At 62.0% G+C, this 15,316-nt stretch carries 17 protein-coding genes; all 17 read left to right on the forward strand.

The features are described 5' to 3' along the window. Window positions 1–4: 4 nt before the first annotated feature. Genes P8Q88_RS04755 through P8Q88_RS04835 form a run of 17 tightly spaced genes read left to right on the forward strand, consistent with a single transcriptional unit; the run spans window position 5 to window position 15,316 of the window. Window positions 5–853 carry an NADH-quinone oxidoreductase subunit C gene (locus tag P8Q88_RS04755; protein ID WP_278322669.1) on the forward strand — a complete coding sequence of 283 codons (849 nt, stop codon included), beginning with the start codon at window positions 5–7 and terminating at the stop codon, window positions 851–853. Next, window positions 850–1,392, forward strand: a complete 543-nt coding sequence (locus P8Q88_RS04760; RefSeq protein WP_278322670.1) for a hypothetical protein — start codon at window positions 850–852, stop codon at window positions 1,390–1,392. The genes P8Q88_RS04755 and P8Q88_RS04760 overlap by 4 nt, the downstream gene beginning before the upstream one ends. Continuing rightward, complete coding sequence (locus P8Q88_RS04765; protein WP_278322671.1) at window positions 1,389–2,600, forward strand: NADH-quinone oxidoreductase subunit D; 1,212 nt, start codon at window positions 1,389–1,391, stop codon at window positions 2,598–2,600. Before P8Q88_RS04760 ends, P8Q88_RS04765 begins: the two co-directional genes overlap by 4 nt. Continuing rightward, window positions 2,597–2,779, forward strand: a complete 183-nt coding sequence (locus P8Q88_RS04770; protein WP_278322672.1) for a hypothetical protein — start codon at window positions 2,597–2,599, stop codon at window positions 2,777–2,779. Before P8Q88_RS04765 ends, P8Q88_RS04770 begins: the two co-directional genes overlap by 4 nt. Next, entirely contained in the window at window positions 2,772–3,440 is a 669-nt protein-coding gene (nuoE, locus tag P8Q88_RS04775; RefSeq protein WP_278322673.1) for an NADH-quinone oxidoreductase subunit NuoE, read from the forward strand. The genes P8Q88_RS04770 and nuoE overlap by 8 nt, the downstream gene beginning before the upstream one ends. Next, window positions 3,440–3,613 carry a hypothetical protein gene (locus tag P8Q88_RS04780; RefSeq protein ID WP_278322674.1) on the forward strand — a complete coding sequence of 58 codons (174 nt, stop codon included), beginning with the start codon at window positions 3,440–3,442 and terminating at the stop codon, window positions 3,611–3,613. Before nuoE ends, P8Q88_RS04780 begins: the two co-directional genes overlap by 1 nt. Then, complete coding sequence (locus P8Q88_RS04785) at window positions 3,613–3,756, forward strand: hypothetical protein (RefSeq protein WP_278322675.1); 144 nt, start codon at window positions 3,613–3,615, stop codon at window positions 3,754–3,756. Before P8Q88_RS04780 ends, P8Q88_RS04785 begins: the two co-directional genes overlap by 1 nt. Then, window positions 3,756–5,048, forward strand: coding sequence for an NADH-quinone oxidoreductase subunit NuoF (gene nuoF, locus P8Q88_RS04790; protein WP_278322676.1), 1,293 nt, complete (start codon window positions 3,756–3,758; stop codon window positions 5,046–5,048). The genes P8Q88_RS04785 and nuoF overlap by 1 nt, the downstream gene beginning before the upstream one ends. Then, window positions 5,048–7,036, forward strand: coding sequence for an NADH-quinone oxidoreductase subunit NuoG (gene nuoG, locus P8Q88_RS04795; protein WP_278322677.1), 1,989 nt, complete (start codon window positions 5,048–5,050; stop codon window positions 7,034–7,036). Before nuoF ends, nuoG begins: the two co-directional genes overlap by 1 nt. Further along, window positions 7,033–8,088 (forward strand): NADH-quinone oxidoreductase subunit NuoH, encoded by a 1,056-nt coding sequence (gene nuoH, locus P8Q88_RS04800; protein WP_278322678.1) that lies wholly within the window; start codon window positions 7,033–7,035, stop codon window positions 8,086–8,088. Before nuoG ends, nuoH begins: the two co-directional genes overlap by 4 nt. Beyond that, entirely contained in the window at window positions 8,085–8,573 is a 489-nt protein-coding gene (gene nuoI / locus P8Q88_RS04805) for an NADH-quinone oxidoreductase subunit NuoI (RefSeq protein ID WP_278322679.1), read from the forward strand. The genes nuoH and nuoI overlap by 4 nt, the downstream gene beginning before the upstream one ends. 27 nt (window positions 8,574–8,600) lie before the next feature. Then, a complete protein-coding gene (locus P8Q88_RS04810) occupies window positions 8,601–9,224 on the forward strand; it encodes an NADH-quinone oxidoreductase subunit J (RefSeq protein ID WP_278322680.1) in 624 nt (207 codons plus the stop codon). After that, window positions 9,221–9,526 carry an NADH-quinone oxidoreductase subunit NuoK gene (gene nuoK, locus P8Q88_RS04815; protein ID WP_278322681.1) on the forward strand — a complete coding sequence of 102 codons (306 nt, stop codon included), beginning with the start codon at window positions 9,221–9,223 and terminating at the stop codon, window positions 9,524–9,526. The genes P8Q88_RS04810 and nuoK overlap by 4 nt, the downstream gene beginning before the upstream one ends. Before the next feature lie 6 nt (window positions 9,527–9,532). After that, on the forward strand, window positions 9,533–11,590 hold the full coding sequence (nuoL, locus tag P8Q88_RS04820; protein WP_278322682.1) for an NADH-quinone oxidoreductase subunit L: 2,058 nt from the start codon (window positions 9,533–9,535) through the stop codon (window positions 11,588–11,590). Continuing rightward, complete coding sequence (locus tag P8Q88_RS04825) at window positions 11,590–13,134, forward strand: NADH-quinone oxidoreductase subunit M (protein WP_278322683.1); 1,545 nt, start codon at window positions 11,590–11,592, stop codon at window positions 13,132–13,134. Before nuoL ends, P8Q88_RS04825 begins: the two co-directional genes overlap by 1 nt. Further along, a complete protein-coding gene (gene nuoN / locus P8Q88_RS04830; RefSeq protein WP_278322684.1) occupies window positions 13,134–14,597 on the forward strand; it encodes an NADH-quinone oxidoreductase subunit NuoN in 1,464 nt (487 codons plus the stop codon). Before P8Q88_RS04825 ends, nuoN begins: the two co-directional genes overlap by 1 nt. After that, window positions 14,594–15,316, forward strand: a complete 723-nt coding sequence (locus P8Q88_RS04835) for a biotin--[acetyl-CoA-carboxylase] ligase (RefSeq protein WP_278322685.1) — start codon at window positions 14,594–14,596, stop codon at window positions 15,314–15,316. The genes nuoN and P8Q88_RS04835 overlap by 4 nt, the downstream gene beginning before the upstream one ends.

The following is a 15,316-nucleotide window of genomic DNA, read 5'->3' on the forward strand; positions in this document are numbered from 1 at the left end:
GGACATGGCTACGCTACATTCCGCGCCCCGCTTCACGCAGATCGAAGGGCTGAAGAACACGCTTTCGCAGGCGCTTGGCGACCATCTGGTCGAAGCGCATGAGGAGCATGGCGAGCTGCTGCTGCATGTAAAGCGCGACAGCATCGAGGACGTGCTGCGCCTCCTGCGCGACGATCACGCCTATCAGCAGCTGATGGAGATTGCCGGGGCGGACTATCCGAGCCGTGCCGAGCGTTTCGAAATTGTCTACATGCTGCTGTCGCTCACCACCAACAGCCGCATCATCGTCAAGTGCCGCGCGAGCGAGGACACTCCCGTTCCGACTGCGACCACGCTATGGCCCAATGCCGGTTGGCTGGAGCGCGAGGTATTCGACATGTACGGCGTGCTGTTCGCCGGGAATACCGACCTGCGCCGCATCCTCACCGACTACGGATTCGAGGGGCATCCCTTCCGCAAGGACTTCCCGCTGACCGGCTACACCGAGCTACGCTATTCGGAAGACCTGAAGCGCGTTGTCTATGAGCCGGTCGAGCTTGCCCAGGATCTGCGGCAGTTCGATTTCCTCTCGCCATGGGAGGGCGCGGATTACGTCTTGCCGGGCGACGAGAAGGCCGACATGCCGCCGATCGACGATCCGAAGGTCACCGAAAAGCCTTCGGACACCGGAGCAGGCGTCAAGACGGACAAGCATGCCGCCGAAAAGGTCAGTGCCGCCGCTCCTGCCGAAAAGGACGGGGGCGAGGCGATCGATCCGCCCGAGCCGACCGAAGACCGTCCTGCGCGTGCAAAGCGCAAGGGCAAGACGAGCAAGACCGCCAAGGCGACCGAACCGAAGGGGAAGGGGAAATGATCCGATTGGCCCTGCTTCCGCTCGCCTTGCTGGCCGCAGCCTGCTCGCAGGAGCCTGCTAGCGAGCCCGAAAGCGCGGACGACTTTGCCGATCGCATTGGCGGGACGGGCGAGGGAGCCACAGTCGACCCGTCGCAGCCCGATCCGGATGCGCCCAATGTCGCTGTGGCACAGCCCCCGGCGCAGGCCGATCTTACGTCGCTCCAGCAACTGGGCGATGTGGGTGGAGTGAATCTGGGTCCCCGCGAAGGTGGTTGCACCTTCATGGTCGGCGAGCGCGAGATGATTATCGCTGCGGGAATGCGCGATCGCTCGATCCCCGGCAAGGCAGTTGTGCGTGTGGGCGATACGCTGGTCATGACCGACGCTGCCAATGGCGGTCTGGAATCGATCAGGGAAGGGACCAATTTCGTCGGCGAGGGCTTCACCGTCTCGGTCGCGCCCGCGGCAGGCGGCGACCAGAGCCGTCCGGCGAATGTCACCGTGACCGATGCGGCCGGCAAGTCGCAGAGTTACTCCGGCAACTGGATTTGCGCATGAGTATGCAGCTTGAAGAGTCGCCCACCACTGGCGACGAAGTCATCACCAACTACACGATCAACTTCGGGCCCCAGCACCCTGCGGCGCACGGTGTGCTGCGCATGGTGATGGAGCTCGACGGCGAGATCATCGAACGGATCGATCCGCATGTCGGCCTGCTGCATCGCGGCACTGAGAAGCTGATCGAGAACAAGACCTATCTGCAAGCGCTGCCCTATTTCGACCGGCTCGATTACTGCAGCCCGCTGGCACAGGAATACAGCTACGTCCTCGCGATCGAGAAGCTCCTCAACGTCGAAGTGCCGGAGCGGGCGCAATATCTGCGTGTGCTGTTCGCCGAGCTGACGCGCATCTGCAACCATATGCTCAACATCGGCGCGCATGTGATGGACGTCGGCGCGATGACGCCGAACCTGTGGGTGTTTGAGCTGCGCGAAGACTGCATGAATTTCTTCGAACGGGCATCGGGCGCGCGCATGCACGCGGCGTGGTTCCGCCCCGGCGGCGTCCACCAGGATGTGCCGGAAAAGCTTCTCGTGGATATCGGCGAATGGCTCGACACCCGGCTGCCCGAACTGTTCGGCGATGCGATGAGCCTCGTGCTCGACAACCGCATCTTCAAGCAGCGCAACGTCGATATCGCTGTCGTTAGCAAGGACGACGCCGTGGCGTGGGGCTTCTCCGGTCCGATGATCCGCGCGGCCGGCATTCCGTGGGACCTGCGCAAGTCGCAACCCTATGACGTTTATGAGCGGATGGAGTTCGACATCCCCGTCGGCACCAATTCCGACTGCTACGACCGCTTCGTGGTGCGCGTGAAGGAAGTCTACGAGAGCGCGAAGATCATCAAGCAGTGTCTGCGCGACATGCCCTCCGGTCCCATCGCCAGCGACGACCGCAAGGTTGCGCCGCCCAAGCGCGCCGAGATGAAGCAGTCGATGGAAGCGCTGATCCACCACTTCAAGCTCTATACCGAAGGCTTCCACGTGCCTGCGGGCGAAGTCTATGTCGCGACTGAAAGCCCCAAGGGCGAATTTGGTGTCTACCTCGTCAGCGACGGGTCGAACAAACCCTATCGCTGCAAGATCCGCCCGACGGCCTTCTCGCATTTGCAGGCGATGGACTTCATGAGCCGTGGCCACATGCTGCCCGACGCCACTGCCATCCTCGGCGCCATCGACGTCGTGTTCGGGGAGTGCGACCGGTGATCGCGCGCGAAATCTTCATCTTCATCGCGGCGTTCGCGGCCTTCGCTTCGGCGGTGGCGGCCTATCTGCTCGCCTTCCATGGCGAAAGCTCGCTCAAGGAAATCCTTTCGACGGCCTTCGCTGCCGTCATCGGCCTCTACCTCGGCCGCTATCTCCAGCACAGGTTGACCCATGGCTGACCGTACTCCCGCACCCGACACGCCCGAACTGCGTGAGCGCTGGGGCGGCTTCGAATTTACCGATGCCTATCGCGCTAAGGCGGACAAGGCGATCGCGCGTTATCCTGAAGGGCGCCAGCGCTCCGCAGTGATGCCGCTGCTCGATCTCGCCCAGCGTCAGGTCGGCGAAGAGACCAATACGCAGGGCTGGCTGCCGCTGCCGGTGATCGAATATGTCGCCGACTACCTCGACATGCCGGTCATCCGCGTGCTCGAGGTCGCGACCTTCTATTTCATGTACAACATGAAGCCGGTTGGTAAGTACCACGTGCAGGTCTGCGGCACGACGCCCTGCATGCTGCGCGGGTCCGATGGCCTGATCGAAACTTGCAAGAAGCGCGGCATGAGCAAGGGCCATGTCTCCGACGACGGCCTCTGGACGCTGACCGAAGTCGAATGCATGGGCAATTGCGCCACCGCGCCGATGGTCCAGATCAACGACGACAATTACGAAGACCTCACGCCCGAGCGCCTTGACGCGATCCTCGACGCGCTGGCCGCAGGCGAGCAGCCGAAGACCGGTACGCAGGAGCCCGGCCGCCACACGAGCGAGCCTGCCAATGCGCTGAGCACGCTGAAGGAAATGGTCGACGCCAACCACGATTACCGGAGCGAGTGGTGATGAGCAAAACGCTTTTCATGATCGCGGCCGCGCTGTTTTTCATTGCCGCTGCGATTGCATATTTCCTCGCTGAACGCGGCTCGATGGGCGCGACCTTTCTGGCGCTCGGAATCGTCTTCCTTGCTATCGGAGCAGGCCAGGGACGTGCCAAGGGCGGACCGGAGGATCACTGATGGATAGCAATCTCATCTCGATCATCGTCGCGCTGATCCTGATCGTCATCGCGTGGAAAGTCTTCAAGGGCGTGGTGAAGACGGCTGTGCTGGCTGCGATCCTGATCGCCGCTGCCGTCTTTGTATTCGGAGGGTTCGCCTGATGCTTGCCGACAAGGACCGCATCTTCACCAATGTCTACGGCTTCCAGGACTGGGGCCTGAAGGCAGCGCAGCAGCGCGGCGACTGGGACGATACCAAGTCGCTGATCGCGCGCGGGCATGACGACATTATCGAAGAAATGAAGGCGTCCGGCCTGCGCGGGCGGGGCGGGGCGGGATTCCCGACCGGCCTCAAATGGTCCTTCATGCCGAAGGAATCGAAGGACGGCCGTCCCAGTTTCCTCGTCATCAATGCCGATGAATCCGAGCCCGGTTCGTGCAAGGACCGCGAGATCATCCGCCACGATCCGCACAAGCTGATCGAAGGCGCGCTGGTCGCCGGTTACGCCATGCGGGCGCGCGCGGCCTATATCTACATCCGCGGCGAATATATCCGCGAGGCCGAGACGCTGCAGGCCGCGATCGACGAAGCCTATGATGCGGGCCTCATCGGTAAGAACGCATCGAAGTCGGGCTACGATTTCGACGTCTTTCTGCACCGCGGCGCAGGTGCCTACATCTGCGGCGAAGAAACCGCGATGATCGAAAGCCTCGAAGGCAAAAAGGGCCAGCCACGCCTCAAGCCGCCGTTCCCGGCAGGCGCAGGCCTCTACGGCTGCCCGACCACGGTCAACAACGTGGAATCGATCGCCGTCGTCCCGACCATCCTGCGCCGCGGCGCGAGCTGGTTCGCAAGCTTCGGGCGCGAGAACAATAAGGGCACCAAGCTCTTCCAGATCAGCGGGCACGTAAACAAGCCCTGCGTCGTGGAAGAGGCCATGAGCATCACCTTCGAGGAACTCATCGATACCCATTGCGGCGGCATCGTCGGCGGGTGGGACAATCTGCTGGCCGTGATCCCCGGCGGCTCTTCCGTCCCGCTGATCCCCGGCGACCAGATGCGCCAGGCGATCATGGATTTCGACGGGCTCAAGGAACTCGGCTCGGGCCTCGGCACCGCCGGGATCATCGTGATGGACAAGTCCACCGACATCGTCCGCGCGATCAGCCGCATCAGCTATTTCTACAAGCACGAGAGCTGCGGCCAGTGCACGCCTTGTCGTGAAGGCACGGGCTGGATGTGGCGCATGATGGAACGTCTGCGCACAGGCGACGCGGCAATCGAGGAAATCGACATGCTGCAGCAGGTCACCAAGCAGGTCGAAGGCCACACCATCTGCGCGCTCGGCGATGCGGCAGCCTGGCCGATCCAAGGCCTCATCCGCCACTTCCGCCCCGAGCTGGAACGCAGGATCGAAGAACACAATGCGAAATTCGCAGAGGCAGCCGAATAATGCCTAAAGTCACCGTAGACGGACAGGAAATCGAGGTTCCGGACGGCGCCACCGTCCTGCAGGCGTGCGAGCTTGCGGGCAAGGAAATCCCGCGCTTTTGCTATCACGAGCGGCTGAGCATCGCCGGCAACTGCCGCATGTGCCTCGTCGAGGTGAAGCCCGGGCCGCCCAAGCCGCAGGCTAGCTGTGCGCTCCCGGCCACCGACGGGCAGGAAATCCGCACCGACACTGAAATGGTTAAGACCGCACGCGAAGGGGTGATGGAGTTTTTGCTCATCAATCACCCGCTCGACTGCCCGATCTGCGACCAGGGAGGCGAATGCGACCTGCAGGACCAGTCGATGACCTATGGTCGCGGCGCGACGCGCTATCACGAGAACAAGCGCGCGGTGACCGAGAAATACATGGGCCCGCTGATCAAGACGGTCATGACCCGCTGCATCCACTGCACCCGCTGTGTTCGTTTCTCCGAAGAGATCGCCGGCGTGGACGAAATCGGCGCGCTCTATCGCGGCGAGGACATGCAGATCACCACTTATCTCGAGCAGGCGGCCGAGCACGAACTGTCTGCGAACGTGATCGACCTCTGCCCCGTCGGCGCGCTCACCAGCCGTCCCTACGCTTTCGAAGCGCGTCCATGGGAGCTCAAGAAAACGCTCAGCATCGACGTATCCGATGCGGTCGGTTCGAACATTCGCCTCGATAGCAAGGGCCGCGAAGTCATGCGCGCGCTTCCTCGCATCAATGACGACGTCAATGAGGAGTGGATTTCGGACAAGGCCCGCTATCAGGTCGATGGCCTGATGCGCCGCCGCCTCGACAAGCCCTATATCCGCAAGGGCGGCAAGCTGCAGGCGGCGACCTGGGACGAGGCGTTCAAGGCGATCGCCAAGGCCAAGCCGGGCAAGAACATCGCGGCCATCGCTGGAGACATGCTCGACTGCGAAACCATGTTCGCGGCCAAGGCGCTTCTGAAGGCTTGCGGTTCGACGCTGGTCGAGGGCCGCCAGACCGGCATGGACTACGACACCTCGAACCTTGCCGCGGTCAACTTCAATTCGACCTTCGCCGGTATCGAGCAAGCCGATGCGATCCTGATCGTCGGTAGCCACGTGCGCTGGGAAGCGCCGCTGGTGAATGTCCGCATCCGCAAGGCGGTGAAGCGCGGCGCGAAGGTGTTTGTGGTCGGCCCGTGGTGGGATACGACCTATCCGGCCGAATTCCTCGGCGAAGACCTGGGCGTGCTCAACAAGCTGCCCAAGGCGCTTGGCGATGCGCTGAAGAATGCCGAGAGCCCCGCGATCATCGTCGGCGGAGCTGGTCTCAAGGGCGCGCATGGCAAGGTGCTGGCACTCGCCGAGAAGTTCGGCGCGGCGTTTAACGTCCTGCATTTCAGCGCCGCGCGCATGGGCGGGCTGATGCTCGGTTTTGCACAGACCGGCGGCATGGCGGATATCGTGAATGCCAAGCCCAAGGTCGTCCTGAGCCTCGGTGCGGATGAGATGGATTTCGAGCCGTTTGCCGACGCACTCAAGGTCTATATCGGTCACCATGGCGACAAGGGCGCGCATGCAGCGGATGTGATCCTGCCCGCGGCAAGCTATGCCGAAAAGGACGGGACCTACGTCAACACCGAAGGGCGCGTGCAGTTTGCCGAGAAAGCCGTTTTTGCGCCAGGCGATGCGCGCGAAGACTGGACGATCCTGCGAGCGCTGGCCGATGCTCTCAAGGTCGATGTCGGCTTCGACAGCTTCGCCGAATTGCAGGCCGCGATGATCAAGGAAGTGCCTGCGTTGGGCGAAGAAGGCCTCGCCGACTACGGTGCGTTGCCCAAGGCTGACGCCAAGGCGAAGGCGGAAGGCACGATCAGCGCCTATCCGATCAAGGATTTCTACCTCACCAACCCGATCGCCCGTGCCAGCGAAGTGATGCAGCGTTGCTCGGCAGAACTGCTGCACGGCGAAGATCTGGCGGAGGCCGCGGAATGACCGAATTCTTCCAATCCCTCGGCATGAATTACGAGTTCGCGTGGTTCACCGCAACGATCGCCGGCATCCTGCTGATCGCGCTGCCGGTAATGCTGGCCGTCGCCATGGTCATCTATGTCGACCGCAAGGTCTGGGCGGCGATCAACCTGCGTCGCGGCCCCAATGTGGTCGGCCCGTTCGGCCTGCTGCAGAGCTTCGCCGACGCATTGAAGGTGATGCTGCAGGAAACGATCATTCCCTCGGCCGCGAACAAGGGCATCTTTATCCTCGCGCCGATCGTCACCTTCACCGTGGCGCTGGCCGCCTGGGCAGTGGTGCCCTTCGATGCGGGCGTGGTGCTGGCGGACATCAATGTCGGCCTGCTCTACATCCTCGCGATCAGCTCGCTGTCGGTTTACGGCGTGGTGATGGCGGGCTGGGCGTCGAACTCGAAATATCCGTTCTTTTCCGCCATGCGCGCCGCGGCGCAGATGATTTCCTACGAGGTCTCGATCGGCTTCATCCTGGTGTGCGTCGTGCTGTTTGCCGGCACCTTCAACCTGTCGGGCATCGTAAACGCGCAGGCGGAGTTCGGGCTGGGCGTCGTCAATGCCTTCGTCGTGCACCCGCTGATCTTCCCGATCTGGGTCATGTTCTTCATCTCCTGCCTCGCGGAAACGCAGCGAGTGCCGTTCGACCTGACCGAGGCGGAGAGCGAGCTCGTCGCCGGTTACCAGACCGAATACAGCTCCATGGCCTTCGCCATGTTCTGGCTGGGCGAGTATGCCAACATCCTGCTGATGTGCATCCTCAACGCCCTGCTGTTCTGGGGCGGGTGGCTGCCGCCGATCGACTGGGAGCCGCTCTACTACGTCCCGGGCATCGTCTGGCTGCTGCTCAAGACGTTCATGTTCTTCTTCTTTTTCAGCTGGGTTATGGCGACGGTTCCGCGCTATCGTTACGACCAGCTGATGCGGCTTGGCTGGAAGGTATTCCTCCCGCTCAGCCTGTTCTTCATCGTCGTTATTTCGGGCTATCTAATGGCAACCGGTCACTTCGGAGGCGCGGCATGAGCACGATCGCGCATCTGGTAAAATCGTTCACCCTGTGGGAATTCGTGAAGGCGCATGCCCTCACGCTGAAGTATTTCTTCAAGCCCAAGGTCACGATCAACTACCCGTTCGAGAAGAACCCGATCAGCCCGCGTTTCCGCGGCGAACACGCGCTGCGCCGCTATCCCAACGGAGAAGAGCGTTGCATCGCCTGCAAGCTATGCGAGGCGATCTGCCCGGCGCAGGCGATCACGATCGAAAGCGAACCGCGCGAGGACGGCAGCCGCCGCACCACGCGCTACGACATCGACATGACGAAGTGCATCTACTGTGGTTTCTGCCAGGAAGCCTGCCCGGTGGATGCTGTGGTCGAGGGTCCGAACTTCGAATACGCGACGGAAACGCGCGAAGAGCTGCTTTACGACAAGGCCAAGCTGCTCGCGAATGGTGACAAGTGGGAGCGGGCGATTGCCGCAAACCTTGAAGCCGACGCGCCCTATCGCTAACCGCCGCGCCAACGAGAAACGGGGCACATGATTCAGACCTTCGCCTTTTACCTGTTCGCCGTGTTGGTGATCGCCAGCGCCGTCATGGTCATCATGTCGCGCAACCCGGTGCATTCGGTCCTCTGGCTGATCCTCGCCTTCTTCAATGCGGCGGGGCTGATGGTGCTGGTGGGCGCGGAGTTCATCGCGATGCTGCTGGTCATCGTCTACGTGGGTGCGGTCGCCGTGCTGTTCCTGTTCGTCGTGATGATGCTCGACATCGACTTTGCGGAGTTGCGTGCTGGCTTCATCAAGAACTTCCCCCTTGGCATAGCCATCGCTGCCGTCTTGCTGGCGGAACTGGTTCTCGGCATCGGCGCCTATCGTGTCGGAGCAATCGAGCTGGGCACGCCGGACGGTGAATCCGCTCCGCTGCTCGACCGTTCGAACATCGAGAGCATCGGCGCGCTGCTCTATCGCGACTATATTTTCCTGTTCGAAGCGGCCGGCATCATTCTGCTCGTCGCCATGATCGGCGCGATCGTCCTCACCCATCGCAAGGGTCCGAAGGATGCGCGCGGCCAGCAGGACATCGGCAAGCAGAACCGCCGCCGGCCCGAAGAGGCCACGGTGATGAAGCAGCCGGGCATCGGCACGGGGGTCGAGTTGTGATCGGCATCGAACATTACATTGTCGTAAGTGCGATCCTCTTCGTGCTTGGCGTGCTCGGCATCTTCCTCAACCGGAAGAACATCATCGTCATCCTGATGGCGATCGAGCTGATCCTGCTGGCGGTGAATATCAACCTCGTCGCCTTTTCCGCCTTCCTGGGCGATCTGGTCGGGCAGGTGTTCGCCATGTTCGTCCTGACCGTCGCGGCGGGCGAGGCGGCCATCGGGCTTGCCATCCTCGTCATCTATTTCCGTGGTCGCGGCACGATTGCCGTCGACGACGTCGACCGGTTGAAGGGGTAAGCACCGGTGCATCCCATCCTGTTCATCGTCTTCCTGCCCCTGCTGGCAGCGATCGTCGGCGGCTTCATCAACAAGTCCGCGCCGAGCGTCGTTGCCAAGTCGATCACGACGGGTGCGCTATTCATCAGCTGCGCGCTGAGCTGGCCGGTGTTCATCGGCTTCTGGCTGGGCGACAGCACCGCCACCGTCGTCCCTGTGCTTCAGTGGATGCAATCGGGCGATCTCGCTTTCGACTGGGCCCTGCGCGTCGATACTCTGACCGCCGTGATGCTCGTGGTCATCACTACCGTATCGGCGCTCGTTCACCTCTATAGCTGGGGCTATATGGAGGAGGACCCGGACCAGCCGCGGTTCTTCGCCTATCTCTCGCTGTTCACTTTCGCCATGCTGATGCTGGTGACGGCCGACAACCTCGTCCAGATGTTCTTCGGATGGGAAGGGGTGGGCCTCGCCAGCTACCTGCTCATCGGATTCTGGTTCAAGAAGCCCAGCGCCAACGCCGCGGCCATCAAGGCCTTCGTCGTCAACCGCGTCGGCGACCTCGGCTTCATGCTCGGCATCTTCGGCACCTTCCTGGTGTTCGGCACGGTCTCGATCCCCGAAATCCTCGAGGCTGCACCTTCGATGAGCGGCGCGACGATCGGCTTCCTCGGTTACCGCGTCGCGACGATGGACGTGCTCTGCATCCTCCTGTTCATCGGCGCGATGGGCAAGTCGGCGCAGCTCGGCCTGCACACTTGGCTGCCCGACGCGATGGAAGGCCCGACGCCGGTTTCCGCATTGATCCACGCCGCCACCATGGTGACCGCCGGCGTGTTCATGGTCTGCCGCCTTTCGCCCATGTTCGAGACTGCGCCGGTCGCACTCGGCGTCGTGACCTTCATCGGCGCTGCCACCTGCATTTTCGCCGCCACCGTCGGTACGACGCAGTGGGATATCAAGCGTGTGATCGCCTATTCGACCTGTTCGCAGCTGGGCTACATGTTCTTTGCTGCCGGTGTCGGAGCCTATGGCGCAGCCATGTTCCACCTGTTTACGCACGCTTTCTTCAAGGCACTGCTGTTCCTCGGCGCAGGCTCGGTCATCCATGCCATGCACCACGAGCAGGACATGCGCTATTACGGTGCGCTGCGTAAGGAAATCCCGTGGACCTTTTGGGCCATGATGGCCGGTACGCTCGCGATCACGGGTGTCGGCGTGCTCTACGTATTCGGTTTCGCGGGCTTCTATTCGAAAGACGCCATTCTAGAAGCTGCCTTCGCGCGCGGCACCGACATGAGCATGTTCGCCTTCTGGATGGGCGCAATCGCGGCCCTGCTGACCAGCTTTTATAGCTGGCGGCTGATGTTCCTCACCTTCTGGGGCAAGCCCCGCTGGGCCGATAGCGAGCATATCCAGCACGCCGTCCACCACGGCCACGACGAGCCGGACGATCACAATCCCGCCGCGCAGGAAGATGCCGGCCACGATGTGACACATGCCGTGCCATCGCCGAACTACGAAGCGGGGACGGGCGGCTACCACCCGCATGAAAGCCCGCTCAGCATGCTGATCCCGCTCGGTATCCTGTCGATCGGCGCGGTCTTTGCCGGCTTTGTCTTCAAGGACGCCTTCATCGACGGCGCGGATTTCTGGGACGGCTCGATCTATTTCAACGAGAACCTAATCTACGCCCTGCACAATGTGCCGTACTGGGTGAAGCTGACGGCGACCTTTGTCATGCTGATCGGCCTCGGTATCGCCTGGCTGGCCTATATCAAGGACACGTCGATCCCGGCCAAGGGCGCCGAACAACTCGGACCGATCTACCGGTTCTTCTACAACAAGTGGTATTTCGACGAGCTCTATCACTACCTCTTCATCGTCCCTGCCTTCTGGCTCGGACGCCAGTTCTGGAAACTCGGCGATGTCGGCACGATCGACCGCTTCGGTCCCAATGGAGTGGCCTGGGTGGTCGAGAAGGGCTCGGTCGGCGCGAAGAAGTTTCAGACCGGATATCTCTATAGCTATGCGCTGGTGATGCTCCTCGGGCTCGTCGCCGCTGTCACCTGGGTGCTGTTCTGATGGAATTCCCCATCCTCTCGCTGATGCTTGCGGTGCCGCTTGTCGCCGCCATCGCCTGCCTGTTCCTCGGTGCGCAGAGTGCCCGGATGGTCGCACTGTTCGCGACGCTGTTCGATCTGGCGCTGGGCGTGCTGTTGTGGCTTAACTTCGATATCGGCGGCGCGCAGTGGCAATTCGTCGAGCGAGCCGAGATCTTCGCCGGTTTCAGCTACGCGCTCGGGATCGACGGTATCGCGCTGATGCTGATCATGCTCAGCGTCTTCCTGATGCCGATCTGCATCCTTGCAAGCTGGGACGGCATAACCAAGCGTGTGGGCGAATACATGGCGGCCTTCCTGCTGATGGAAGTGCTGATGATCGGCGTGTTCGCGGCGCAGGACATGTTCCTGTTCTACATCTTCTTCGAGGCAGGCCTCATCCCGATGTACCTCATCATCGGCGTGTGGGGCGGCGACAACCGCATATACGCGAGCTACAAATTCTTCCTCTACACGCTGCTCGGCTCGGTGCTGATGCTGATCGCGATGATGTGGATGGTGAACGAAGCGGGCACCACCGACATCCCGACGCTGCTCAATTACGACTTCAGCCCGCAAGCGCAGACGTGGCTGTGGCTGGCTTTCTTCGCGAGCTTCGCGGTGAAGATGCCGATGTGGCCGGTCCATACCTGGCTCCCCGATGCGCACGTCCAGGCACCGACGGCCGGCTCCGTCATCCTTGCAGGCGTCTTGCTGAAGCTCGGCGGTTACGGCTTCATCCGCTTCAGCTTGCCGATGTTTCCAGAGGCCAGCGCGCAATTCGCCTGGCTGGTCTTCGCCCTGTCGATGGTCGCAGTGATCTACACCTCGCTCGTCGCGCTGGTGCAGCACGACATGAAGAAGCTGATCGCCTATTCCTCGGTCGCGCACATGGCGATTGTTACGGCGGGCCTGTTCGCCTTCAACGTGCAGGGCATCGAGGGCGCGATGATGGTCATGCTCGGCCACGGCCTCGTGTCCGGCGCGCTGTTCCTGTGCGTTGGGGTGATCTACGACCGGCTGCACACTCGCGAGATCAACCGTTACGGCGGGCTCAGCATCAACATGCCGAAATACGCTTTGTTCTTCCTGCTGTTCACCATGGCCAGCATCGGCCTGCCGGGGACCAGCAATTTCGTCGGCGAATTCCTCGCGCTGGCCGGCCTTTACAAGGTCTCGACCCTTGTGACGCTGGTCTGCACCACGGGCATCATCCTCGGTGCCGCATACATGCTTTACCTCTACCGCCGCGTGGCCTTCGGAGAGCAGCGCAATGCCGATGCGGCGCGCATGCCCGACCTGAATGCACGCGAGTGGATGATGCTTGCACCCATCGCTGCGGCCACACTGTGGATGGGCGTCTATCCGGAAAGCTTCCTCGCGCCGATGCGGCAGGACATCGCCGCGCTCGAAGTCCGTATGGCGCGCGCCGCACCGGAGGGCGACAGCCAGCTCCGGGTCGGCGAGCCGATGGAGCGCAACGCCAATTTTGTCGCAGCCGCACATGGTGCGGAGGGAGCGCACTGATGAATCTCGGCAGTTCCCTCTATTTCACCGGCGCGGAGGTCGGGCTTTCGATTGTCGGCCTCGTGCTGTTGTTGGTGTCGGCCTGGGGTGGCCCGCGCTCGGCGCGGATGGTCACCATTCTGACCGTATCGGCGCTGTTCGGCGCAACGCTGTTCAGTGGGCACCTGTTCGACCTCGCGGCGAGCGATATGGCAGGCCGCGCCTTCGGTGATCTTTATCGTGCCGATACGTTCGGCAGCTTTGCCAAGATCCTCATCTATCTCGCGACGATCGCCGTCCTGATGGTCACGCCGCGCTTCTTTGACCAGCGCGGCGCTTACCGCCCGGAATATCCGGTGCTTATGCTGTTCAACGCCGTCGGCATGGGTATGATGGTTTCGGCCACCGATCTCATGACGCTCTACATCGGCCTCGAGATGTCGAGCCTTGGGAGCTACGTGCTCGCAAGTTTCCTGCGCAATGACACACGCTCGGCGGAAGCGGGCCTGAAGTATTTTGTCCTCGGCGCGCTCGCTTCGGGCATTATCCTTTACGGTGTGAGCCTGGTCTACGGCTTCACCGGCAGCACCAATTACGACGGCATTCGCGCGGCATTCTCGCTCGAGTTCTCGACTGGCGCACTGTTCGGCGTGGTGTTCGTGCTGGCTGGCCTCGCTTTCAAAGTCAGCGCTGTGCCATTCCACATGTGGACGCCCGACGTCTACGAGGGCGCCCCTACGCCGGTCACCGCTTTCTTCGCGACCGCGCCCAAGGTCGCGGCAATGGGCATGCTGGTGCGCATGGCGATGGAGCCCTTCGCCGGGCAGGTCGACGCGTGGCGGCAAATCGTGATCTTCGCAGCGCTTGCTTCGATCGTGGTGGGCGCTCTGGGTGCAATCGGGCAGCAGAATCTCAAGCGCCTGCTTGCCTATTCCTCGATTAACAATGTCGGCTTCATCCTCATCGGTCTCGCCGCAGCCACCCCCGCAGGCGTTGCGGGTGTGATGACCTATCTCGCGATTTACGTGGCGATGACCGTAGGCAGCTTTACCGCTTTGCTGATGCTTCGCGATCCGATGGGTGAGAACCTTGAAACCTTTGCGGACATCGCTGGCCTGTCCACACGGCGCCCGGTATTGGCATGGTGCCTGCTGGCGCTCATGTTCAGCCTTGCGGGAATTCCGCCCCTGTTCGGTTTCTGGGGTAAGTTCGTTGTATTCCAGGCAGCCGTGCAGGCCGATCTGATTGCCTTGGCTGCCATCGGTATCGCCGCTAGCGTGATCGGTGCGTTTTATTATTTGAAGTTCATCAAGGTGATGTTCTTCGACGAACCGACCCGGGATCTGGAACACGAGAGTCCCGCCGGGCACTGGGTCGTCTTGGGTCTCAGCGTCGCCGTGATTTCACCGCTTGGCTATTTCCTGACCATTCCGCTCGGTGAGTGGAGCGCTGCCGCTGCCGCAAGTTTCGTCGCCGCGATGTGATCCGCTTCATAACCGAGACCGGGTCCACCAATAGCGATCTTGTCGGACAGATCCGGAACGCGGAGGCCGTTCACGAGGGCGATTGGCTGGTCGCAGACCGCCAGATCGCAGGTCGTGGCCGTCAGGGGAGGAGCTGGTTCGATGGAACTGGCAACTTCATGGGCTCGACGATCGTGCGCTTGCATCCGCGCGATCCGGAGCCTGCGACGCTCGCTCTGGTTACCGGGCTTGCAGTTCACGAAACGGTCGCTTCGTATCTCGCCGCTCCGCAGGAGCTATCGCTCAAATGGCCAAACGATCTCATGCTTCGTGATGCCAAGCTTGCCGGTATCCTGTTGGAGCGCGAAGGGGATGCGATCATCGTCGGGATCGGAGTGAATCTGGCGGCCGCGCCCGACCTCCCCGACCGCAAGACGATCGCACTGACAGCACTGGGTCCGGCACCCGATCGTGATGTGTTTGCGAAGAATCTGGCGGCGAATTTCGACCGCGAGCTCGATCGCTGGCGGACATATGGCATCGACCCTGTCGTGCGGCGCTGGCAGGAGGTTGCTCACCCTGCGGGCACTCTGCTCACCGTGTACCCGCCTGGGGAGGAACCGATTACGGCGGCGTTCGCTGGTCTTACAAACGAAGGTGCCTTGTTGCTCCGCTTGGCGGACGGCAACCACCGCACCATTCATGCGGGCGATGTGATGCTTGTAGGCAAGGAGGGCTAG

Origin of the sequence: Qipengyuania marincola (assembly GCF_029688625.1) — a bacterium.
GTDB lineage: Bacteria > Pseudomonadota > Alphaproteobacteria > Sphingomonadales > Sphingomonadaceae > Qipengyuania.

Bases quoted from the DNA above. Each gene is read 5' to 3' on its own strand.
- nuoG (WP_278322677.1), top strand. From the start codon at position 5,048: ATGCCTAAAGTCACCGTAGACGGACAGGAAATCGAGGTTCCGGACGGC.
- nuoI (WP_278322679.1), top strand. From the start codon at position 8,085: ATGAGCACGATCGCGCATCTGGTAAAATCGTTCACCCTGTGGGAATTC.
- nuoH (WP_278322678.1), top strand. From the start codon at position 7,033: ATGACCGAATTCTTCCAATCCCTCGGCATGAATTACGAGTTCGCGTGG.
- P8Q88_RS04780 (WP_278322674.1), top strand. From the start codon at position 3,440: ATGAGCAAAACGCTTTTCATGATCGCGGCCGCGCTGTTTTTCATTGCC.
- P8Q88_RS04760 (WP_278322670.1), top strand. From the start codon at position 850: ATGATCCGATTGGCCCTGCTTCCGCTCGCCTTGCTGGCCGCAGCCTGC.
- P8Q88_RS04810 (WP_278322680.1), top strand. From the start codon at position 8,601: ATGATTCAGACCTTCGCCTTTTACCTGTTCGCCGTGTTGGTGATCGCC.
- nuoE (WP_278322673.1), top strand. From the start codon at position 2,772: ATGGCTGACCGTACTCCCGCACCCGACACGCCCGAACTGCGTGAGCGC.
- P8Q88_RS04785 (WP_278322675.1), top strand. From the start codon at position 3,613: ATGGATAGCAATCTCATCTCGATCATCGTCGCGCTGATCCTGATCGTC.
- P8Q88_RS04825 (WP_278322683.1), top strand. From the start codon at position 11,590: ATGGAATTCCCCATCCTCTCGCTGATGCTTGCGGTGCCGCTTGTCGCC.
- P8Q88_RS04755 (WP_278322669.1), top strand. From the start codon at position 5: ATGGCTACGCTACATTCCGCGCCCCGCTTCACGCAGATCGAAGGGCTG.
- nuoN (WP_278322684.1), top strand. From the start codon at position 13,134: ATGAATCTCGGCAGTTCCCTCTATTTCACCGGCGCGGAGGTCGGGCTT.
- P8Q88_RS04765 (WP_278322671.1), top strand. From the start codon at position 1,389: ATGAGTATGCAGCTTGAAGAGTCGCCCACCACTGGCGACGAAGTCATC.
- nuoF (WP_278322676.1), top strand. From the start codon at position 3,756: ATGCTTGCCGACAAGGACCGCATCTTCACCAATGTCTACGGCTTCCAG.